This window comes from Streptococcus sp. 1004_SSPC, assembly GCF_001069025.1.
GTDB lineage: Bacteria > Bacillota > Bacilli > Lactobacillales > Streptococcaceae > Streptococcus > Streptococcus vestibularis.
Map to the genome: position 1 here is coordinate 43,306 of NZ_JWGQ01000061.1, position 20,300 is coordinate 63,605.

Here is a 20,300-nt window from a genome sequence, read left to right on the forward strand (position 1 = left end):
ATTATTCTCTTATTGCTCTATAACAAAAAAGGCTTTCGAAAGCCTTTTTTTGTGTGTTACTTAAACTGGCTAGGAGTTCCTGTATATCCTGCCCAGTCCTTACTATAAAAGCGATCATTCAATTTATAGCTAGGCGCAGGTGTTGGGTTACTAACGAAAGGATCAACGGCCTTGTCAAAGGCTACCCAACCTTTCCAGCCCATATGTATGGTATCTTGCATAAAGTAAGGTTGATCGCCATCTTTTGAGAAGTCTGCAATATTGGTAAATCCTTGACTTTCCAATTGATAACGGATTTTAGAAACCGTAGCATCATACATTTCCTGATTAAGTCCAGTATAAGCCATCCACTTGCTATTAACAGGTGGAATAACAAAAATGACATTTGTATTTGACTTGGCAAATTGATTAAGAACCAACTGCAAATCACCATATTCTTGAGAAACTTCATAGGAAAGATTTTTCTGGAAACCTTTAAGTTTACCAATTTTCTTAGATAAGCGTTTCTTATAAAAACGGTCATCAATCCCAAAGTCATTTGATTTGGTATGTGCTTCTGCATCTCTTACAGCAACCTGATCAAGGGCATCGTAAGAGAATTGGTCTGGTAACTCTTTAAGATAAGGAAGAACCTTTTTGTCATAATTAGCGTTATTTAACGCTACTAAAGGACTAAATAAGCTATCTTCTCGCTTATTTAGCTCTGCCATGAATTGAATGTAGGTTTTATCGACAGTATTGAGATCTTGTCCTTTGGCCACTTTAGAAAGTTGAGATTTCATCGTTATCTCAGGTTTTATCTCTAAGATACGTTCAGCAGCATACTGTGAATTTGCATCCGTCTGATTTTGACTTAAGAAACTACTAAGTTGGTCGTTATTGAAGAACTGCTGAAAAGCTGCAGAGTTATAACCCTTTTTAGTGAACCATTGCGGAGACAAGACGTACACAGCTGTACCGTTTTGTAATTCTGGAAGCATTTGTTGCATCCCCAAATATTGATTTAGAGAGGCTGCCCCACGTTGTCCAATAAAGTATGGGCGATAGTTACGGTCGTATTTTTCTGCTAAAACAGCCGGATGAAGGGCATCAAAACGTAACCACTCACTAGACCCAAAGTAAGGTACAAAACGATGATTCTGGTCTGAAAGAGCGGTAGTTTTATTCGTCCGACTCTTAAAGTTTTCATTCGTCAGCGTTACTGCGCTACGTTTTTCAGCTTCATAACTATATTTTCTACCTTGTGGGTAGGCATATATAACTACTACTACCAAGACCAAGGCACAAATTACTGGACCAAAAATCTGCCATAAACGCTTAAGCATTGCGAAGCTCCGTTACCCCTTCAACAATCTTATTAGCTGTGTTCCAATCATCACGACCAAATTCTGAAACTGGAACACGGATATCAAAACGTGACTCCAATTCAACGATAAGTTCAACTGTTCCCATTGAATCAAGAACACCAGCATCGAAAAGGTCTTCATCCATCATGTCTGATACATCTTCCATGAAGAGCTCATCAATAATTTCAATAACTTCTGATTTTACATCCATTTTTAAAATTCCTTTACTTATTTTTTAGTGAACCAGAGATCATTCAAGAATCCAGAGAAAATCAAGAATGATAACATAACTGTATTAAATGTGATAAAGATTCCCAAAGCCTTGGTCCATTTATTTTCTGGAAGAGGCTTAAGTCCTGCTTTTTTACGCTCTTTATTAATGGTCTTCTTCTTACGCAACCAGGCATCATTAATTCCTAGCCCAACTCCATGGAAAATACCATAGGCAATATAGTACCAAGTAACCCCATGCCAGAATCCCATTACCATCATATTGAGAACATAGGCCACGTTTGATGTGGTATTACGATTTTTAAAAACCTTATTCCTCATCAAAACCATAACCATACGCATAAAGACAAAGTCACGGAACCAGAAAGACAAACTCATATGCCAACGGTTCCAAAATTCTTTCAAATCACGTGAAATAAAAGGCTTGTCAAAGTTGATTGGGCTCTTAATCCCCATGAGATTAGACGCTGCGAGGGCAAACATGGAGTAGCCCGCAAAATCAAAGAAGAGATCAAAACCATAAACATACATGACACCAAGCGTTGGTAGATTAAAGATACCGCCTTGGCTCAAGGCTTGTGCTTTTAATGGTGGTAAAAGCATACTTCCAAAAATCTGAGCCAAAACAAACTTATAGAGAAAACCAAGCATAATATATTTTACAGCTTGCTCTAACATGTTCATCAACTCATCACGCTCAGGAATAGCTTGATAGTCATCATTAAAGCGTTTGAAGCGATCAATAGGACCACTTGTGAAGGTCGGCATAAAGAGCATGAAGCGGAGGAATTCCCCTAGTGTGAACTCTTTAAGCACTCCATCACGCATCTCGATAATCATCCCTACTGCACGGAAAGTGAGGTAAGAAATACCAAGGAAGTTAAAAAGCGACTGGTTACCATTAATAGCTGGCTCTACTTTAACAAAAATCAAAGGTAAAACCACAAGAAACGAGTGTAGGTAAAATACCCATTTATTATCCTTTTGACTGCGATAACGTTTGTATGAGTATACCCAGATGATTTGCCAAATAATATAAAAGAGTAAGGCTAGTAATTGACTAGCATGTGTTCCTGTCAGAGCAAGAACAATAAAGGCTAGACTTACCAAACATTCATAAATCGCAAAACGCTTTTTAAAGAAGAGGCCCACAAAGATTGGCAATAGAGCTAATCCAAGGTAGATGAAATAGAAGGGATTACCGTAGGCTTCTAAATGAGGTAGCTGTTTCAAGAAGTCTATCATCGGTTGTTAACCTCACTGATAAGACCCTTGATATCAATTTTTCCATTTGGTGTAAGAGGCAAGCTCTCACGATAGAGGAACTTAGTGGGCATCATGTATGACATCATGATATCTTCCAAGTCAGCTTTGATAGCCTTAGTAATATCAATGTCACGCTCAAACTGGTCACGTACTCCATCCTTAAGAATCACATAAGCTAGGAGGTTCTGAACCTTATGGTCTTTGTTATAACGTGGAACAGCTACTGCTGAATCGATATACTTAGACTTATTAAGGTTTTGTGAAACATCCTCTAACTCAATACGGAAACCATTAAATTTAATCTGGAAGTCCATACGACCACCGTAAAGAAGGAGACCTTCATCAGTCATCGTTCCCACATCACCAGTATGGTAGGCAGGGAGGCCATTAAACTCGAAGAAAGCTTCCGCAGTCTTTTCAGGATTATTCATATAGCCTTTTGAAACTGCTGGACCTGAGACGATAATTTCTCCCTGCTGACCATTTGGAAGGATATTGCCATCTTCATCGATAATATAAGTCGGTGAATCTTCCTTGGTATAACCAATCGGCAAACGCTTAAGGTTAGCCAGCATCTCATCAGTTACTGCTACTGCTGATAAGGCTACAGTTGCTTCAGTTGGTCCGTAAGCATTGATAATACGTGCTTCTGGGAAACGTTGGCGAAGCTTTTGAGCAGTCTTGACAGTCAACTCTTCTCCGTCAAAATAAAAATGCGTAATTTCTGGCATCTTCTCTGCATTGAAGTCTTCAGACAACATTGCCATATCTGCAAATGATGGCGTCGATGTCCAAATAGCAATTGGAAGGGAGAAGATCGTTTCAAAGAGCTTCTTGAAATCCTGTGTAATGGCTGAAGGAAGCGCATAGAGTGTTCCTCCAAGTGCCAACGTAGGTGCCCAGTACATTACTGATAAGTCAAATGAATAAGGCGGTTGAGCCAGCATTTGTGGACGTGTTGGAGTCGCAAATTCCTTGTCCGTAATCATCCAGTTAGTGAAACTAAGGAGATTATTGTGTGAAATTTGTACCCCTTTAGGCTTACCTGTGGTTCCTGATGTGAAGATGATGTAATAAGTATCATCGCCCTTAACAGGATGAGTCACTTCGTAGCTAGTTTTACTTTCAAAAGCTATCTTCACCTGGTCCAGTGTCAAGATTGGCGTTTGGACATCCTCAAGTGGGAAATCATTAATAGCAATAATCAGACTAGGCTCTGCTACTTCAACAATTGCAGTCACGCGCTCAAGAGCTGAGTGACTATCAATTGGAATATAAGAGTGACCAGATTTAGTCAAAGCGACAAAAGTTGCCAACATTTCATACTCTTGACCACCATAAACCACAACAGGTGATTTTTCTGGAATATCGAGACTATCAATCTTGGCAGCTAGGTTATCCGAAGCAGCTTTTAAGTCACCGTAAGTGTGAACTTCCCCTAAAATATTGTAAACAGGAAAGTCATGTTGTGATTGAGCAAACTGCTCAATCGTTTCAATCATATCTTTAATTTTTGTATTCGTCATTATTCTTCCTAAAATTCGTTATAGATAAAATTACCTTGACCTTGTCCTAGGTAATTGTAGAGATAAATTAGGGCCATAAAAATGGCGAAATAAAGCAAGGTTTGTCCTAAAAATACTAGGACGTTTTTGTGTTTTAACATTCTAATTTTCGATACCTTTTTTATATAATATCCTCTCTAGTTTACCATCTTATCTCCATTTTTTCCAATAAAAAAGAAAAAATAACTAAATTTCATTTCTTTTTCATCAATAGGTTTTAGCGATAAATGGTTAGCTGAAATGTTAAAAAAACAGAGCCTAAAAGCTCTGTTTTTTTAACTATTTTGTGTCTTTTGGGCTGTCTGCATTCGATAGTACATTCCCTTAGCTTGCATCAGTTGTTCATGGGTTCCATATTCAACGATATCCCCATTATTCATGACCAAAATAAGGTCCGCATTTTCAATGGTAGATAATCGATGGGCAATGATGAAACTTGTTCGACCTTTCATTAATTTAGCGAAGGCCTCTTGAATGAGAAGCTCTGTACGGGTATCGATACTAGAAGTCGCTTCATCCAAGATTAAGATTTTAGGCACATTGACAAATATGCGAGCAATGGTCAAAAGCTGACGTTGTCCTTGTGAAAGAGATTGCCCTGCATCTTTTAAGAAAGTGTCATAGCCTTGAGGTAATTGTTTAATAAAGAAATCAGCATTAGCTGCTTTGGCTGCTGCAACTACTTCCTCTCGACTAGCTTTTGGATTACCATAAGCAATATTATCATGGATAGTGGCGACCTCAAGCCAAGTTTCCTGCAAGACCATCCCAATCTGCTTGCGAAGACTCTCACGGGTATAATCCGTAATAGGTCGACCGTCCAGCAAAATTTGTCCCTTGTCCAAGTCATAAAAACGCATAAGAAGATTAATCAAAGTAGATTTTCCTGCTCCTGTTGGGCCAACAATAGCAACGGTACTAGCAGCAGGAATATCAATACTCAAATCCTTGATAAGAGGTTTATTATGCAAATAGCCAAATTGAACATGGTCAAATTGAAAATGTCCCTGAACATCATCTTCTTCTAAAACCGCATTACCCGTTTCTGGTATTTCATTTTCATCTAAAATCATATAAAGGCGATCAGCACAGGCTAAAGCACTTTGAAGTTCGGATAGGACAGATGATATGTCATTAAAAGGTTTGGTATACTGAGTGACATAGTTTAGGAACGTAGTCAATTGTCCCACTGTAAATGTGCCACCCGACATAATGCGATAGGCCCCAACACCTGCAATGAGAGCGTAAATCAGACTATTAACAAAACGTGTAGCTGGGTTAACCGCAGACGAGTAAAAGATAGCACCCTGTGAATAGTTAGCATACTTACCATTAACCTCTTTAAAATTGCTAACCATCTGGTCTTGAGCATTTAGACTTTGTACCAGAGCTTCCTGAGTCAGACTTTCCTCAATCAGCTGAGTCTGTGTACCTCTCCACTTGGTTTGGTTGCGATAGAGTTGATAACTCTTCCTAGCAATAAAACGAGCCACAAGCATTGATAGAGGCGTCATCACTAGAACTAAGAGCATCATGAGCCAGTCTAAGCGACTCATGGTAATGATTATGACAAAGATAGTCAAAAGTCCAACGAAAAATTGATTAAAGACCATAAGAAGTCCATTATTCAATTGGTCACTATCTGTAGTCACACGGCTAACTATATCTCCAGTTCCTTGACGGTCAAGGTAACTGAGAGGCATAGCATGGATTTTCATCATGACTCGTTCACGTAAACTTTCGCTGTAGGAATAAATCAATCTATTATAAATCAAAGGGTTAAGCCACTGGATTGCACTATTAGCTAAGATAACCAAAAGCATCTGCCAAATCAAACGTGACATCAAAAGAACGGCATTCATCTTAAGAACAGCATCCACTGCATCACCAATTAAGATAGGTAAGTAAACCGTTAAGGCAACTTGAATAATGGTCCCAACAGTTGCTAAGGCAAAGAGGTAACGTTGACTTAAGATATCTCTACTTAAACGTTTAAGCGTTGATTTGTTATTTCTAGCCTTCATCAGCGACCTCCTTTTGGTGTTGAGAATAATGAATGTCTTGATAGAGTTTATTAGTAGCAAGCAATTCTTCATGATTACCCAGGCCAACTTGGTATCCCTTATCAAGTACCAAAATTTGATCAACAGCTTTTAGGCTATTTGTTCTTTGCGAAATAATAATCAAACTAGTTGATTTAAGATTATCTCTAATAGCCGCTAGTAGGCGACTTTCAGTCAGGTAATCTAGGGCTGAGGTTGAGTCATCCAAAATCAAGAACGGCGCTGGTCGCATCAAGGCACGCGCAATAGTCAGACGCTGACGCTGACCACCTGAAAAATTACGGCCAAACGACTCAACTGGCTCATCTAAGCCAAGGTCCTTATCTCTTACAAAATCAGCAGCCTGAGCCATGTCAAGAGCATACCATAGTTCCTGATCACTTGGCTCGTGATCAAGTCCCAATGACAAGTTTGAACGAATGGTTCCCCTAAACAACTCAGCTTTCTGTGGGACATAAGCAACCCAAGACCGCCACTCTTTAAGATTATTCGGCGACAACTGATTTTTAAAGATAGTCAAACTACCAAACTGAGGTTGATAAAGATTCATAATTAAATTGACCAAGGTCGATTTCCCCGAACCTGTACCCCCAATAATTCCCAAAGACTCGCCTTCAAAAGTCTTAAAGTCGATTTCTTGTAGCGATGGTTGACTAGCTGTAGGATAAGTAAAAGTCATCTTGTCAATTTCAAGGGCTATCCTTGGTCGATTTGGTTTCTTGATTGTTAAAGGCACTTCAATGTCCTCATCTTGAAGATTGAAGATGGCTTGGACTCGTTTTGCCGAAATAAAGCTCTGGTTGAGATTAGTCAACATCATGGCTAATTTAAGAAGCTCCGTCAAAATTTGCAAGAGATAATTGACCAGAGCAATCAGCATACCTTGAGACAAAAGGCCACCTTGAATTTGCAGATTTCCTTGCCAAAGGATAGCAATCAAGGTCATATTAACAACCAAGAAAGTCAAAGGACTAATGAGACTTGCTATCGCTCCTGTTTTGAGCTGCCACTTCTTCAAGTCTTTATTGACAGCGGTAAAGTTGTCTAATTCACGCTCACTCTGATCAAAAGCCCGAATAACCCTCATACCTTCAAGTTGTTGACGCGTATTGGTAACAATTGATTCATTAATCACTCTGATCTTGGCATATAGAGGATTGACGATGCGACTAGCTAGTACAATAATAAGTGTCAATACCAAGACCATGCCAAGAAACCATAAGGTTAAACGCGGGCTGATACGGAATGCCATAATAATGGCTCCCGTCACAATGATTGGTGCCCTCAAAAAGAGCCTCAAAAATTGATTGATACCCGTTTGAATTTGAAAGGTATCACCAGTCAAACGTGTCACCAAACTTGACGTTCCAATCTCATCCCGCTTTTCCTTTGATAAACGCATGATTTTCGCATACAATTCATCGGTTAAACTTTGGGCATAGCCAACTGCTGCTCTGGATGAAAAATACTGTGCTGAAATAGCAACGACAACCCCAATAACGGCAAGTCCGAGCAAGAGAAAAATCATCATAAACAGATGATTTTGGTCTTTATTTGGAATAGTTGTGTCGACAATTCCAGCAATCACTAGAGGGACCAAGAGTTCGAAACTGGCTTCGATTAATTTAAAAACGGGTCCCAGGATACTATCTTTAACGTATCCTTTAAAATAAACTAATATTGCTTTCATTTGTCTTTCCTTAAGAATGAAGTAGCTACTCTTAGAGACGAGAGAACATTCGCATCAGAAAGAGATTAAACTGCACTTCTTTAGCGTAATAAATATTTCCGCCATTTGTATAAAGCTTACCCCCACCATAATACATGGCAACAGGTTGATAATAAGTATAGGTTTTCCCACTAGTGTTTCCTAGACTTGGAGCAACGACATCTTTAGAATAGGCATTTGCTAGTTCAACGGTGTTAACACCACCGTTATCAGCCACATAATCGATATAGGCCTTACCAAAGTTATAAGCTTGTACTGCTGTCCAAGGATCCACCTTATGGTGGGCAGCTTCTTCCAGATTTTCCGACAGAACCGTCACCCCTTGACGAATACTTTCTTTTCGATCTGTTATGGAGTTGGTCACCCCTGTAGAACTTTCACTGGACTGCATCACGTCATCTGTCTTCCCCTTGGTTTCTGTGTAGATCATAGCCAGAACCAAATCGACATTGGTTGTATTTTCAATGTCGTCCTCAGCCAATACCTCCTTAACCATAGATTCATAGGTTAGGACATGTTGAATATTGGCATGGATTCGATAGCATTGGATACCTATGATGAGGACTACGACAAAAACCGCCAGACGTCTTATCCATTTAAACATATTATTTATTGATGATATCCTCGATATTTTTGATGAGAATAGAGTAGGTGCCATCAGGATTTTGAATAAACTCAACACTGTCAGCATCCTGATACACATTATTAGGCACGATTAACTCAATTCCGTTCGATAACGATAATTTTTGATTCTCCAATTTTTTAATTTGACGTGAATGGTCAATATCTGATACCGAAATAGGTTCAGGAATGGCCTCTTTGAGCTCATCAACGAAGGTCAAACGAGCTGTCAAATTATTATCAAAGAGCTGGTCTGCCAATTTTTCAGGTGATAACTCTTGGTCTTCTTCCAAATTATTGAAAATAGCAGATTTCATCTTTCCTTGGAAGTTAAAGTCATCCTGATTAAAATTCTCAGCAATCTTCTGAGCAGTATCTTCAACCATCTTAATCGATTTTTTGACAGATTGCTCAGGCTGGACCTGCAACAGATTTTCAGAGAAATAATTGGCAAAGCTTCCATTATGCTTGATTCGCTTTTCAATCAAATAATACTGCTTACTACTACGATTGATTACCAAAGCTTCATCAGGCGTCTGGGCAGCAGAAGGCAAATTATTTTGTGACAATTGAATAGGATGTTGGCTATCTCCCAAAGAATGAATCAAACTATCCTTAAGAGCAATACGCAAGAAAGCAAAATACTCTTGCCCTTCTTTGTCAAACTGAATAAAGACCAAATCATTGGTCTTTTGATCTTCAGAAATGACAAATTCTTCCTTCCAAAGTTGGGCAATCTTGACTGAACTTTCCATCAAATCATCTCCTAAATGACTAATGAAAACATTCTCTGTATCGAAATACCCTCGTTTAGCCTCATCTGAGAAAACCTTAGAGAGTTTCTTTCTAAAATACTCATCTAAACGTGGCGTTATTTCAAGAGGCCCTTCTGCTAAAACCAGCTCCGTATCATTTGGAGAAAACTGATGAATGATAATGCGTTTAATATATAGATCTAACATAATTTATTAATAGAGTGGGAAATCATCTGTAAGAACTTTAACGTCTCCACGAATGCGTTCCAAAACTTCAGGTTTATCGTGATTTTCCAAAGCTTCAACCATTAATTCAGCAATTTTACGGCTCTCAGCTTCCCCCATACCACGACTTGTAATAGCTGGACTACCAACACGAATACCAGATGTCTTAAATGGAGACAACTGCTCGTAAGGAATACCATTCTTATTCAAAGTAATATTAACTTCTTCAAGAACGTTTTGTGCAACCTTACCATTTTCAACAACTTTAGTCACATCAACCAAGAAGAGGTGATTGTTAGTGCCACCTGAGATAACACGGAAATCTGGATGTTGGTTGAAAACATCCGCCATGGCAGCAGCATTCTTGATAACATTTTCACCGTATTCCTTAAAGGCAGGGTCAAGTGCTTCTTTAAGAGCGACAGCCTTGGCAGCAATAACGTGTTCCAATGGGCCACCTTGCAAACCAGGGAAGACCGCAGAATTCAATTTCTTAGCGATATCTTCATCATCAGTCAAAATCAAACCACCACGAGGTCCACGAAGTGTCTTGTGGGTCGTTGTAGTTGTCACATGTGCATAAGGAACCGGACTTGGATGATGACCAGAGGCTACAAGACCTGCAATGTGAGCCATATCTACCATGAGGTAAGCACCTACAGCATCAGCGATTTCACGGAATTTAGCAAAATCAATGATACGTGAGTATGCTGAAGCCCCTGCTACGATAAGTTTTGGTTTCACTTCTTTTGCTTGAGCAAGGATAGCATCATAATCAAGAAGTTCACTTTCCTTATCAACATTGTAAGGCACAAAGTTATAGGTCTTACCAGAAAAACTAACTGGTGCACCGTGTGTCAAGTGACCACCCGCTGACAAATCCATTCCCATAACCGTATCACCTGGTTGAATCAAAGACATGTAAACTGCTGCATTGGCTTGGCTACCTGAGTGAGCTTGCACGTTAGCAAATTTTGCCCCAAAAAGTTCTTTGGCACGCTCAATAGCAAGAGACTCAACCACATCAATCACGTCAGTACCACCATAGTAACGTTTACCTGGATAGCCTTCTGCGTATTTGTTAGTCAAGAGCGTTCCTTGAGCAGCCATAACGGCTTTAGAAACCACGTTTTCAGAGGCAATCAACTCAATATTGTTTTGTTGACGTTCAGCCTCAGCATCAATGGCATTCCAAAGTTCAGGGTCAAATGCTTTGTAATCTTCTTTATCAAAAATCATAGAGGTCTCCTTTGAGGTCTAATGGGCTTTCAAACAACTCACCCACAAACAGTCGAAAGTTATCTCACTCTTTCTTAAGTCTCTGTTAGTCATTTTATTCTATGGTCAACTCTGGTAGAGCCGCCAATAGGTCATCTTTTGTTATTTTTCCTTGTCTGAGAATCCTAGCAGGTGAGACCGACAAATCCAATATCGTCGAATCTACACCTAACAAGGCATTATCATCCCGATAGCCAATCACCTGAAAATCAAATTGTGCCCTAATATCGTCGAAATGACGACCACTTTCCTTCCCAGACTTATTGGCTGATGGTCCAATCAAAGGCCCCTCAGCTTGAATCAACTCTCTAGTTACGGGATGGTTTGGTAACCGAAATCCAACCGTTGCCAATCCTGAATTAATCCATCTAGGTACTTGATCATTAGCTTTTAAGATGATGGTCAGAGGTCCAGGCAAAAAAGCATCGTACAATTGTTTCAAATACTTGGGTTGCTCCTTTGAATAGGAAAGGATATCTTCATACGAGGCTACATTCAAATTCATGGCTTTATCTATAGGACGATTTTTCAGCTCATAAACATGGTTCACAGCACTCTCATCCATAGCCTTAGCAAATAGACCATAGACAGTCTCTGTAGGAAGAACAATAGCCTCACCATTATCCAAACTTTCTCTTAACTGTTTCTTACTTTTCATCATCCATCACGACCATTCTATCCTGTCCAAATTGATCCTTAAGGACACGCACATGCTTATCTGGAAAATGTAGTGACAAGAGCCTTTTCAAATCCAGTCCTTGCTTATATCCAATTTCAAAGTAGAGTTTTCCTTTTGGAGTTAAATACTTCGTTGCGTCCTCAATAATCTGTCTATAAATGGCTAGCCCCTCTTCATCAGCAAACAAGGCCATCTTTGGCTCGCTAGTCAAGACATTTAAACCAACTTCGTCCTTATCATTTTCAGAAATATAGGGAGGATTTGACACAATGATATCAAAACTACCAGAAATATTTTCGAAAACATCTGATTGAACAAAGCTGATGTCTACCTGATTTAGTTTAGCATTCTCTTTAGCAAGTACTAAGGCGTCAGCTGACAAGTCACTAGCTGTTACTTGCCAAAAGGGGCAACTCTTTTTCAGGGATACCGAAATAGCACCACTCCCAGTTCCGATATCAAGAATCTTGAGCTCTGAGCTAGGGTTTTCCGCTAAAATCAAATCCACTAGTTCCTTAGTTTCAGGACGTGGAATCAAGACACGCTCATCAACCTGAAAACGCAAGCCGTGAAAGTCTTCATAGCCCAAGATATACTGGGCAGGCTTGTGATTCTTTAGTTGGCTGAATACATGAGCTAATAGCTCAGCATCTTCCTCTGAAACTTCTTGACGCAATTGAAGAACAAAATGAGTCAAGTCCCACTGTTTCAAACCACGATAAACAAAGGAAAGGGCCTCTGGCTCTTCTCCAACAGCCTCAAGTTGCTTCTCATAGTCAGCCAGGACATCCGCTAAAATCATTTGTTAAGCTCTTCCAATTTTTGCGTTTGATCGTAAAGAACAAGAGCATCAATGACTTCATCCATTTTCCCAGCCAAAATCGTATCTAATTTTTGAAGGGTCAAACCAATACGATGATCCGTCACACGGTTTTGTGGGAAGTTGTACGTACGGATACGCTCTGAACGATCCCCTGTACCAACAGTAGATTTACGCTCAGCATCTTGTTCATCTTGAGCGATTTGTGCAAAGTGGTCCGCAACACGCGCACGAATAATCTTCATAGCTTTATCACGGTTCTTCTGTTGTGTACGTTCTTCTTGCATCTCTACTTTAATTCCAGTAGGAATGTGAACCATACGAACCGCAGTCGCGACTTTATTGACGTTCTGACCACCGGCACCAGATGCGTGATAGATATCGACACGAAGGTCCTTAGGATCGATTTCGTACTCCACTTCTTCAACTTCTGGCATAACCAAAACAGTTGCTGTAGAGGTATGAACACGACCTTGACTCTCAGTCACAGGCACACGTTGCACACGGTGTGCTCCTGATTCATATTTGAGTTTAGAGTAGACTGATTGTCCTGAAACCATGGCAACCACTTCTTTGATACCACCGACACCATTATAAGAGGCTTCCATGACCTCAAAGCGCCAACCTTGTGTTTCTGCGTATTTTTGGTACATAGCTAGAAGATCACCCGCAAACAAGGCAGCTTCATCACCACCTGCAGCCCCACGGATTTCAAGGATAATATTCTTGTCATCATTAGGGTCTTTTGGCAAGAGAAGAATTTTCAAACGTTCTTCGTACTCTTCTTTAGCAGCTTTGGATTCTTTGAGTTCTTCCTTAGCCATTTCTTCCAAATCAGCATCACCGCTTGCTTCCTTAATCATCTCTTCAGCATCTGAGATACTTTGGATGACTTTCTTGTACTCACGGTAAACTGTCACAGTTTCACGAGTATTTGCTTCTTCACGTGACAACTCCATGAAGCGTTTAGTGTCTGAAACGACTTCAGGGTCACTGAGCAATTCACCCAATTCCTCATAACGGTCTTCAACCGCTTGTAACTGATCATAAATATTCATTTGTTATCTTTTCTCCTTATATAACTAATAGTCATTTTAGGCCTTATTCAAAGGGATTATGTTTTCGTGAGGTGGATTAAACCAGTGCTTTCGGCAAACAGAGATATAACTCTCGTGTCCTCCAATTTGAACTTGTGCTCCCTCATAAACTGGCTTACCATCTTCCATACGAAGAACCATGGTTGCCTTTCTCGAGCAATAATGACAAATGGTCTTAATCTCATCAATCTTATCAGACAAAAGCAAAAGGTATTTAGAACCTTCAAAGAGATTGTTCTGAAAATCATTTTTGAGACCAAAAGCCATCACTGGAATATCTAACACATCAACAATTCGTGCCAAATCATAGACATTCGCACGGGTCAAAAACTGAGCCTCATCAACTAAAACACAGTACGGTCGTGGATACATATTAGCAATGTAACCAAAAATATCCGTATCATCACCAATAGGATAGGCCTTCCGTTTCATGCCAATACGACTCGAGATATAGCCGACTCCATCTCGATTATCCAAACGACTGGTCAACAGTACTACTGGTTTTCCTTGTTCTTCGTAATTATGGGCAACCTTAAGAATCTCAATGGATTTCCCAGAATTCATGGTGCCGTAGCGAAAATAAAGTTGTGCCAAACCAGTCTCCTCTAAAATATGTATTGTACTTATTTTATCATAATTCCAAGCCTAAAAGGGAGGGAGACTGAACAAATTTTGAAAAAAGTTCGCCTCACTCCCTTATTTTTATGATTGGTTTGACTGATGTTCCAAATGGCTCAATCTTATCACCTTTATAAAGTTTTACCAGTCTATTTACTTCTTATGAATAGGCTTTAGCCAATCTATCAAGAAGTTCTGCTTTCTCCTCATCGCTAGCAAATGAAGCTTCAATTGCTGTCTTATTATGAGTATAGAAGTCTTGAACTGAGCTATCAAAATGCTTGTGATAGAGTTCGTATTCCTTGGTTAAGTTTGTATCAGAAACGGTACGATTGTCCGTATTAATAGTAATATTAGCCCCTGCCACTTTCATTTTTAGATAAGGAAAATCAGCTACTGTAACGGCTGCCTTGGTCTGGAGATTACTTGTTAAACATAGCTCTCCTGTGACACCATTTTTAACAAACTCTTCCAGAAGCTCAGGCTCTTGAGCCAAGATTGTTGCATGGCCATTACGCTTAATTCCCATGGCAATTGACTCAGCCAAAAAGGCAGCGCATCCACATTCACCAGCATGGAAAGTCATGGGACGGTTGTAACTTTGGACTTGTTCAATCAGAGGTTTAATCGCTTTAGGTCCATAATGATGCTCATCTCCAGCAAAATCAAAACCAACAAAGTCACTATTTTCAACTTCATTTGCTTCATCAAGAATACGAGCTGTTAAAGCTTGATCTGATTGGCGCATACCACAAACCAGTGCCTTAGCAATAATACCAAATTCTTCTTGAGCTTGACGTAAGCCTTGACAAACAGCATCAATGATTTCAGCGACAGTCAACCCCTTATCCATTGACAATTCGGGAGCAAAACGCACTTCAATATAGATAACATTTTCAAGAGCAGCCTGTTTAGCGACATCATAAGCCGCAATGGTCAAAGCTTCCTTTGTTTGAAGCAAAGGACGAATGTAATCAAAAGCCTCAAGATAATCTAGGAGACTCTCACAGGTAGCCGGGGCTGTCACATGGTGTTTGAGCTCCGCATCGTCCTCAGGCAACTCAATCTGTGCCAAGTCAGCTAGGTGACGAATAGTTTCCAATGATAGAGAACCATCCAAATGGCAGTGTAGTTCTGTTTTAGCCAACTTATGAAAATCAATAGCAGTCATTCTTTTCTTCCTCTCTAAACAATATGTTTTTTTATCAGATAAAAATTAATTTTTACTATCTTATCATTCTTATAGAAAAAGTCAAGGTGTCGCGCTAATAGGACGTAGTAGATTCTTGAAATGCCATTAGCATTTTGTTAGGATGTAACTATCAAGAATACAAGGAGAAACTTTATGTCTGACTATATTTTACTAGAAGTTTGGCAAAATCCAACCTCTATGGGAGGTGCCTGGGGCGGCCTCAATCAACCTACAGCTGGTGCACGTTTTGAACAAACTTTACCTAAAGGTGACCAACCTTTCCAACTCTATACTCTTCCAACACCTAATGGTATCAAGGCAACTATCATGCTGGAGGAATTGAAAGAACTTGGTGTGACTCAAGCGGGATATGATGCTTATCGTATTAAGATTGGTGACGGTGACCAATTCGGCTCAGACTTTGTTGCAATTAATCCAAACTCAAAGATTCCAGCCATGATGGATTATTCTGAAGAACAACCGGTTCGTGTCTTTGAATCAGCTAACATCCTGCTTTACTTGGCTGAAAAATTCGGAAAACTCATTCCAACTGATCACGCAAAACGTACGGAAGTTCTCAACTGGCTCTTTTGGCAAACAGGTGCGGCACCTTTCCTAGGTGGCGGATTTGGTCACTTTTTCCACTATGCGCCTGACAAAATTGAATACGCCATCAACCGTTTCGCGATGGAAGCCAAACGCCAACTTGACTTGCTGGATAAAGAATTAGCAAACAAACCTTATATTGCTGGGGATGAATACACCATCGCTGATATCGCAATCTGGTCTTGGTATGGCCGTCTTGCTCAAGATAAAATTTGGGACAAGGCTGGTATTTTCCTTGATGTTAAAGAGTACAAGCACCTTCAAGCATGGACTGAAAAAATTGCCAACCGTCCAGCGGTTAAACGTGGACTTGAAGTCGACTATAAAGATATCTAATTTTATAACGGTTTGCCTAGGCTAACCGTTTTTCTATTGTTTCATGATATAATAGAAACAAAATCACAAGGAGACATTCATGACTGTATTTCAAGATATTTTAGAAAAAATAAAAGCCTATGACACTATTATTATTCATCGCCACCAAAGACCAGACCCTGATGCCATTGGTAGTCAGGTAGGACTGAAGGAAATTTTAAAAACAAACTTTCCAGATAAAAAGGTTCTCGCGACTGGTGTCAATGAACCTACCTTATCTTGGATTGCTGAGATGGATGAGGTGTCCGACAAAGATTATGAAGGTGCTCTTGTTATTGTTACCGATACAGCCAATACTCCGCGTATTGATGATGATCGTTACGATAAGGGTGACTTTCTTATCAAAATTGACCATCATCCTAACGATGATGCTTATGGAGACCTGCTTTTGGTTGATACCTCTGCTTCAAGTGCCAGCGAAATTGTGACAGACTGGGCTCTCACCCTTGGACTTTCCTTGTCAGATGCTGCTGCTCGTGTTCTCTACAATGGTATTGTTGGTGATACAGGTCGATTTCTCTACCCATCTACAACTCCTAAAACACTACAAATCGCGGCTAAACTTCGGGAATACGACTTTGATTTTGCAGCAATGGCTCGTCGTATGGACAGTTTTCCTTTCAAAATTGCTAAACTACAAGGTTATGTTTTCGATAATCTAGAAGTCGATGAAAATGGTGCAGCTCGAGTTGTCTTGACACGAAAGATTTTGGATGAATTCAATGTCACTGATGCTGAAAGTTCTGCAATTGTTGGCACTCCAGGTCGTATTGATTGCGTCGAATCTTGGGCTATTTTCGTAGAGCAGCCTGAAGGGCATTACCGTGTCCGTCTGCGCAGTAAAAGTATTGTCATCAACGAGATTGCCAAACGCCATGATGGTGGCGGCCACCCACTTGCTAGTGGTGCCAATTCCTACAGCTTAAACGAAAACGAACAAATCTATCGAGAAATCAAGGATACCGTTGCCCATGCAACTCACTAATCGTCGTGTACGTCTCATGGGAACTGTGATTGACGTCTCTATCTATCATGAAGAACCAAAACCCCTGCTAGACCAGGTTGAAGCACTCCTACATACCTACAATAAGCGCTTCTCAGCCAATGACGACAGTTCCGAACTCATGAAAATTAACAAGGCAGCAGGCTTACATTCGGTGACGGTTCACCCAGAGCTTTTTGAACTTATTGCTCTTGGAAAATGGCATAGCTGCCAACCTGGAAGTCACCTTAATATTGCTATCGGACCTCTCATTCAGACTTGGCGAATTGGCTTTTCTGATGCCAGACTCCCCCTTCCTGAAGAAATCGCTCCACTCCTCGATATTATTAATCCCAAAGACATCGTTCTATCCGAGGAAAATCAAAGCGTTTTTCTCAAAGAAAAAGGGATGAAAATTGATCTTGGTGCCCTGGCAAAGGGATATATTGCAGATCGTATTGCAGATTTTCTTAAAGCGGAAAAAGTGACCAGTGCCTTAATCAATCTTGGAGGTAATGTTCTAACCTTTGGACCAGCTCTCCATAATCCTGATAAAAAATGGCGGATTGGTATTCAAAATCCCAAGGAGACTAGAAACACAAACCTTCTGGTACTTGCTATAAGAGATCAATCTGTTGTCACTTCGGGAATCTATGAACGAACTTTTGAGATAGATGGCAAAACTTACCATCATATTTTTGATAGCCAGGCTGGTTATCCAATCTCCAGTGACCTAGCTAGCCTTACCATTATTTCATCCCTCTCAGTGGATGGTGAAATTTGGACAACTCGCTTATTCGGCTCTAGTCTCGAACATATTTTCCAGGAAGTTAGTTCACAAGCTAAGCTTGAAGCAATCATCGTTGATAAAGATAATCGATGCTTTCAGACAGGTGGCATTTACAAAATGCGAATTTCCTAAAAAATAGTAAAAAAGACTTGTCAAGAAGACCACCTTTTGATAAACTAAAATAGTTAAAAAAACTATGGTGCGGAAAGTACCATGGCAGAAAGGAAATATTTTAACATGAAAAAAGATATCCATCCAGATTACCGTCAAGTAGTATTCATGGACACAACTACTGGTTACCAATTCCTTAGCGGTTCAACTAAACACTCAAACGAAACAGTTGAATTCGAAGGTGAAACTTATCCACTTATCCGTGTAGAAATTTCATCAGATTCACACCCATTCTACACTGGCCGTCAAAAATTCACTCAAGCAGACGGACGCGTGGATCGTTTCAACAAAAAATACGGTCTCAAATAAGCAACATCTTGTTGTTAAGCCATTCCAATTGGAATGGTTTTTTTGTATTCTCTTGGCTATAATCTCTCCTACTCCCCTCCTTTAAAATAAAAAAAACAGCTTCCATATGGAAACCGTTTAATCCTATTAACCTGCTTTACCAATAGCCAAAGCCCAGATAAAGAAGAGGGCAAATCCGAACAAGAAAATCAAACCTGCAATAGCAAGTCCTTTCAACCAAGTTGGAAGGTCTCTCTTTGCTTTTGTAACAAGTACATAATTCAAAAGCGCAAAGAAAGGTGTTGTAAGGAATGAACCAATCATGGCAAAACGAAGCATTGTTGCTACTTGACCTTGGAAGAAGAAAATAATGATGAGACCAAGAATAGCTGTCAATGTCATCCAAACATTCAATGGTGTTTGATTTTTTTCTTTTTGGTTAAACAAAAGACGAAGAGAAATTTCGTTAACACGTGAATAACCATCGATAACAGTAATCACAGTACCAAAGATACATAAGAAAGCAATAAAGGTAATCAAATAGCGTGACCACTCACCAAGTACTGAGGCATACATACCAACAAACTGAGCAATATACTTAGCTGATGCTGCTTCTACTGGTTTACCAGTTGGGTACTGGATAAGCGCACCTAGAGCTACAAAGAATACCGCAAGAATAGCTGTTCCGATGTAACCAACGTTAAAGTCAAAGAGGGCATCATCAGTGTTGAAATCAACAGTTTTCTTTTTCTCAGCTGACCAAAGTGAGTTAATAGCTGAAATTTCAATTGGAGCTGGCATCCATCCAAGAAGTGAAACGATAAATGGAAGGGCTGCTAGCTGCCAAGGTGTTTTTTCAACGAAGTCAGTACTGTACTCTGGATGTTTGATTGCTGCAATAATAACTGCTGCTACTGTTGCAATAGTCAAAGCTGACATGATCCATTTAGCCATGCCATCAAGAAGTTTGTAACCACCAAAGAGTAACATACCCCAAATGATTGCAACCAAAATGATTGACCATGTGGTAATACTCAAACCAAGCATTGGAAAGGCACTAGCAATGATGGCTGAACAAAGAATAGAAACTCCCGCAGTATTAACCAAGGCTGAGAAGACATTCAAAATGAAGAATACCCAAAGATAGAATTTACCTTTCTCAGCATAACCTTCAACAAGGGTTTTACCTGTATCTGCGGTATACTCAGCACCAAAACGGAAGAATGGGTATTTGAAGAGGTTAGCCAGAATAACTAAGCCTAACAAGGCCCATCCATAAGAACCACCCGCTTGGGTAGATGAAACGATGTGGGAACCACCTACGGCCGCCGAAGCCATTAGGATACCGGGTCCCATTGCTTTTATTTTACTACGCCAGGTAGACTGACTAGTTATACTTGTTTGTGACATAAGAGAATCTCCTAAAATAAATTTTCAGAATAATCTGAATTGATGTTTACCATTTTACACAATTTTTGGAATAATTTCAATAGCATTTCACATATTTTCTGAAAAATCGGCTCTATAATTTCTGTAGTGAGTAAAACCACTGTAGAGATTATAGAGCTTTTTAAGTGTACACAAAAAGTCCCATAAGAACTAT

The 20,300-nt window shown here is 39.8% G+C and carries 20 protein-coding genes; 4 read left to right on the forward strand and 16 right to left on the reverse strand.

Annotated elements, in window-relative coordinates; all coding sequences use genetic code 11:
* Positions 1 to 56: 56 nt before the first annotated feature.
* The 15 genes from dltD to add form a co-directional block, all read right to left on the reverse strand.
* Positions 57 to 1,325 carry a D-alanyl-lipoteichoic acid biosynthesis protein DltD gene (dltD, locus tag ADF62_RS04700; RefSeq protein WP_048788203.1) on the reverse strand — a complete coding sequence of 423 codons (1,269 nt, stop codon included), beginning with the start codon at positions 1,323 to 1,325 and terminating at the stop codon, positions 57 to 59.
* A complete protein-coding gene (dltC, locus tag ADF62_RS04705; protein ID WP_002891149.1) occupies positions 1,318 to 1,557 on the reverse strand; it encodes a D-alanine--poly(phosphoribitol) ligase subunit DltC in 240 nt (79 codons plus the stop codon). Before dltC ends, dltD begins: the two co-directional genes overlap by 8 nt.
* 17 nt (positions 1,558 to 1,574) lie before the next feature.
* Positions 1,575 to 2,822 carry a D-alanyl-lipoteichoic acid biosynthesis protein DltB gene (dltB, locus tag ADF62_RS04710; protein ID WP_048788204.1) on the reverse strand — a complete coding sequence of 416 codons (1,248 nt, stop codon included), beginning with the start codon at positions 2,820 to 2,822 and terminating at the stop codon, positions 1,575 to 1,577.
* A complete protein-coding gene (dltA, locus tag ADF62_RS04715) occupies positions 2,819 to 4,369 on the reverse strand; it encodes a D-alanine--poly(phosphoribitol) ligase subunit DltA (RefSeq protein WP_048788205.1) in 1,551 nt (516 codons plus the stop codon). Before dltA ends, dltB begins: the two co-directional genes overlap by 4 nt.
* Before the next feature lie 8 nt (positions 4,370 to 4,377).
* Positions 4,378 to 4,509, reverse strand: coding sequence for a teichoic acid D-Ala incorporation-associated protein DltX (locus ADF62_RS04720; protein ID WP_002885174.1), 132 nt, complete (start codon positions 4,507 to 4,509; stop codon positions 4,378 to 4,380).
* Between the two features lie 174 nt (positions 4,510 to 4,683).
* Complete coding sequence (locus ADF62_RS04725) at positions 4,684 to 6,432, reverse strand: ABC transporter ATP-binding protein (RefSeq protein ID WP_048788206.1); 1,749 nt, start codon at positions 6,430 to 6,432, stop codon at positions 4,684 to 4,686.
* Positions 6,422 to 8,161: an ABC transporter ATP-binding protein gene (locus tag ADF62_RS04730; RefSeq protein WP_048788207.1), complete on the reverse strand. Its 1,740-nt coding sequence runs from the start codon at positions 8,159 to 8,161 to the stop codon at positions 6,422 to 6,424. Before ADF62_RS04730 ends, ADF62_RS04725 begins: the two co-directional genes overlap by 11 nt.
* Before the next feature lie 31 nt (positions 8,162 to 8,192).
* Positions 8,193 to 8,804 carry a lysozyme family protein gene (locus ADF62_RS04735; protein ID WP_039976422.1) on the reverse strand — a complete coding sequence of 204 codons (612 nt, stop codon included), beginning with the start codon at positions 8,802 to 8,804 and terminating at the stop codon, positions 8,193 to 8,195.
* A gap of 1 nt (position 8,805) precedes the next feature.
* Positions 8,806 to 9,783 (reverse strand): nucleoid-associated protein, encoded by a 978-nt coding sequence (locus ADF62_RS04740; RefSeq protein WP_003093572.1) that lies wholly within the window; start codon positions 9,781 to 9,783, stop codon positions 8,806 to 8,808.
* 6 nt (positions 9,784 to 9,789) lie between these two features.
* Positions 9,790 to 11,040, reverse strand: a complete 1,251-nt coding sequence (gene glyA / locus ADF62_RS04745) for a serine hydroxymethyltransferase (RefSeq protein ID WP_048788208.1) — start codon at positions 11,038 to 11,040, stop codon at positions 9,790 to 9,792.
* Between the two features lie 94 nt (positions 11,041 to 11,134).
* Positions 11,135 to 11,740, reverse strand: coding sequence for an L-threonylcarbamoyladenylate synthase (locus ADF62_RS04750; protein ID WP_048788209.1), 606 nt, complete (start codon positions 11,738 to 11,740; stop codon positions 11,135 to 11,137).
* Positions 11,727 to 12,560, reverse strand: coding sequence for a peptide chain release factor N(5)-glutamine methyltransferase (prmC, locus tag ADF62_RS04755; RefSeq protein ID WP_003097428.1), 834 nt, complete (start codon positions 12,558 to 12,560; stop codon positions 11,727 to 11,729). The genes ADF62_RS04750 and prmC overlap by 14 nt, the downstream gene beginning before the upstream one ends.
* Positions 12,557 to 13,636: a peptide chain release factor 1 gene (gene prfA / locus ADF62_RS04760; RefSeq protein WP_048788210.1), complete on the reverse strand. Its 1,080-nt coding sequence runs from the start codon at positions 13,634 to 13,636 to the stop codon at positions 12,557 to 12,559. Before prfA ends, prmC begins: the two co-directional genes overlap by 4 nt.
* A 36-nt stretch (positions 13,637 to 13,672) precedes the next feature.
* Positions 13,673 to 14,269: a thymidine kinase gene (locus ADF62_RS04765; protein ID WP_003093204.1), complete on the reverse strand. Its 597-nt coding sequence runs from the start codon at positions 14,267 to 14,269 to the stop codon at positions 13,673 to 13,675.
* A 184-nt stretch (positions 14,270 to 14,453) separates the two neighbouring features.
* Positions 14,454 to 15,464 carry an adenosine deaminase gene (gene add / locus ADF62_RS04770; RefSeq protein WP_048788211.1) on the reverse strand — a complete coding sequence of 337 codons (1,011 nt, stop codon included), beginning with the start codon at positions 15,462 to 15,464 and terminating at the stop codon, positions 14,454 to 14,456.
* Between the two features lie 174 nt (positions 15,465 to 15,638).
* On the opposite strand from add, the gene yghU reads away from it, so the two are divergent.
* The 4 genes from yghU (at position 15,639) to ADF62_RS04790 (ending at position 18,718) form a co-directional block, all read left to right on the forward strand.
* Complete coding sequence (yghU, locus tag ADF62_RS04775) at positions 15,639 to 16,427, forward strand: glutathione-dependent disulfide-bond oxidoreductase (RefSeq protein ID WP_048788212.1); 789 nt, start codon at positions 15,639 to 15,641, stop codon at positions 16,425 to 16,427.
* Between the two features lie 79 nt (positions 16,428 to 16,506).
* On the forward strand, positions 16,507 to 17,451 hold the full coding sequence (locus ADF62_RS04780) for a DHH family phosphoesterase (protein WP_048788213.1): 945 nt from the start codon (positions 16,507 to 16,509) through the stop codon (positions 17,449 to 17,451).
* Positions 17,438 to 18,370 (forward strand): FAD:protein FMN transferase, encoded by a 933-nt coding sequence (locus ADF62_RS04785; RefSeq protein WP_048788214.1) that lies wholly within the window; start codon positions 17,438 to 17,440, stop codon positions 18,368 to 18,370. The genes ADF62_RS04780 and ADF62_RS04785 overlap by 14 nt, the downstream gene beginning before the upstream one ends.
* A 105-nt stretch (positions 18,371 to 18,475) precedes the next feature.
* The gene (locus tag ADF62_RS04790) at positions 18,476 to 18,718 is read left to right on the forward strand and encodes a type B 50S ribosomal protein L31 (protein WP_003093591.1); all 243 of its coding nucleotides are present in this window, start codon (positions 18,476 to 18,478) and stop codon (positions 18,716 to 18,718) included.
* A 126-nt stretch (positions 18,719 to 18,844) separates the two neighbouring features.
* Here ADF62_RS04790 and ADF62_RS04795 read toward each other — a convergent pair whose 3' ends face one another.
* Positions 18,845 to 20,107, reverse strand: coding sequence for an NRAMP family divalent metal transporter (locus ADF62_RS04795; protein WP_048788215.1), 1,263 nt, complete (start codon positions 20,105 to 20,107; stop codon positions 18,845 to 18,847).
* Positions 20,108 to 20,300 lie beyond the last annotated feature (193 nt).

Excerpts from the sequence above, each read along its gene's own strand:
- prmC (WP_003097428.1), bottom strand. The coding sequence starts at position 12,560 with ATGATTTTAGCGGATGTCCTGGCTGACTATGAGAAGCAACTTGAGGCT.
- ADF62_RS04790 (WP_003093591.1), top strand. The coding sequence starts at position 18,476 with ATGAAAAAAGATATCCATCCAGATTACCGTCAAGTAGTATTCATGGAC.
- ADF62_RS04780 (WP_048788213.1), top strand. The coding sequence starts at position 16,507 with ATGACTGTATTTCAAGATATTTTAGAAAAAATAAAAGCCTATGACACT.
- ADF62_RS04750 (WP_048788209.1), bottom strand. The coding sequence starts at position 11,740 with ATGATGAAAAGTAAGAAACAGTTAAGAGAAAGTTTGGATAATGGTGAG.
- ADF62_RS04735 (WP_039976422.1), bottom strand. The coding sequence starts at position 8,804 with ATGTTTAAATGGATAAGACGTCTGGCGGTTTTTGTCGTAGTCCTCATC.
- ADF62_RS04740 (WP_003093572.1), bottom strand. The coding sequence starts at position 9,783 with ATGTTAGATCTATATATTAAACGCATTATCATTCATCAGTTTTCTCCA.
- yghU (WP_048788212.1), top strand. The coding sequence starts at position 15,639 with ATGTCTGACTATATTTTACTAGAAGTTTGGCAAAATCCAACCTCTATG.
- ADF62_RS04725 (WP_048788206.1), bottom strand. The coding sequence starts at position 6,432 with ATGAAGGCTAGAAATAACAAATCAACGCTTAAACGTTTAAGTAGAGAT.
- ADF62_RS04730 (WP_048788207.1), bottom strand. The coding sequence starts at position 8,161 with ATGAAAGCAATATTAGTTTATTTTAAAGGATACGTTAAAGATAGTATC.
- ADF62_RS04795 (WP_048788215.1), bottom strand. The coding sequence starts at position 20,107 with ATGTCACAAACAAGTATAACTAGTCAGTCTACCTGGCGTAGTAAAATA.
- ADF62_RS04785 (WP_048788214.1), top strand. The coding sequence starts at position 17,438 with ATGCAACTCACTAATCGTCGTGTACGTCTCATGGGAACTGTGATTGAC.
- add (WP_048788211.1), bottom strand. The coding sequence starts at position 15,464 with ATGACTGCTATTGATTTTCATAAGTTGGCTAAAACAGAACTACACTGC.
- ADF62_RS04720 (WP_002885174.1), bottom strand. The coding sequence starts at position 4,509 with ATGTTAAAACACAAAAACGTCCTAGTATTTTTAGGACAAACCTTGCTT.
- dltB (WP_048788204.1), bottom strand. The coding sequence starts at position 2,822 with ATGATAGACTTCTTGAAACAGCTACCTCATTTAGAAGCCTACGGTAAT.
- dltD (WP_048788203.1), bottom strand. The coding sequence starts at position 1,325 with ATGCTTAAGCGTTTATGGCAGATTTTTGGTCCAGTAATTTGTGCCTTG.
- glyA (WP_048788208.1), bottom strand. The coding sequence starts at position 11,040 with ATGATTTTTGATAAAGAAGATTACAAAGCATTTGACCCTGAACTTTGG.
- dltA (WP_048788205.1), bottom strand. The coding sequence starts at position 4,369 with ATGACGAATACAAAAATTAAAGATATGATTGAAACGATTGAGCAGTTT.
- dltC (WP_002891149.1), bottom strand. The coding sequence starts at position 1,557 with ATGGATGTAAAATCAGAAGTTATTGAAATTATTGATGAGCTCTTCATG.
- prfA (WP_048788210.1), bottom strand. The coding sequence starts at position 13,636 with ATGAATATTTATGATCAGTTACAAGCGGTTGAAGACCGTTATGAGGAA.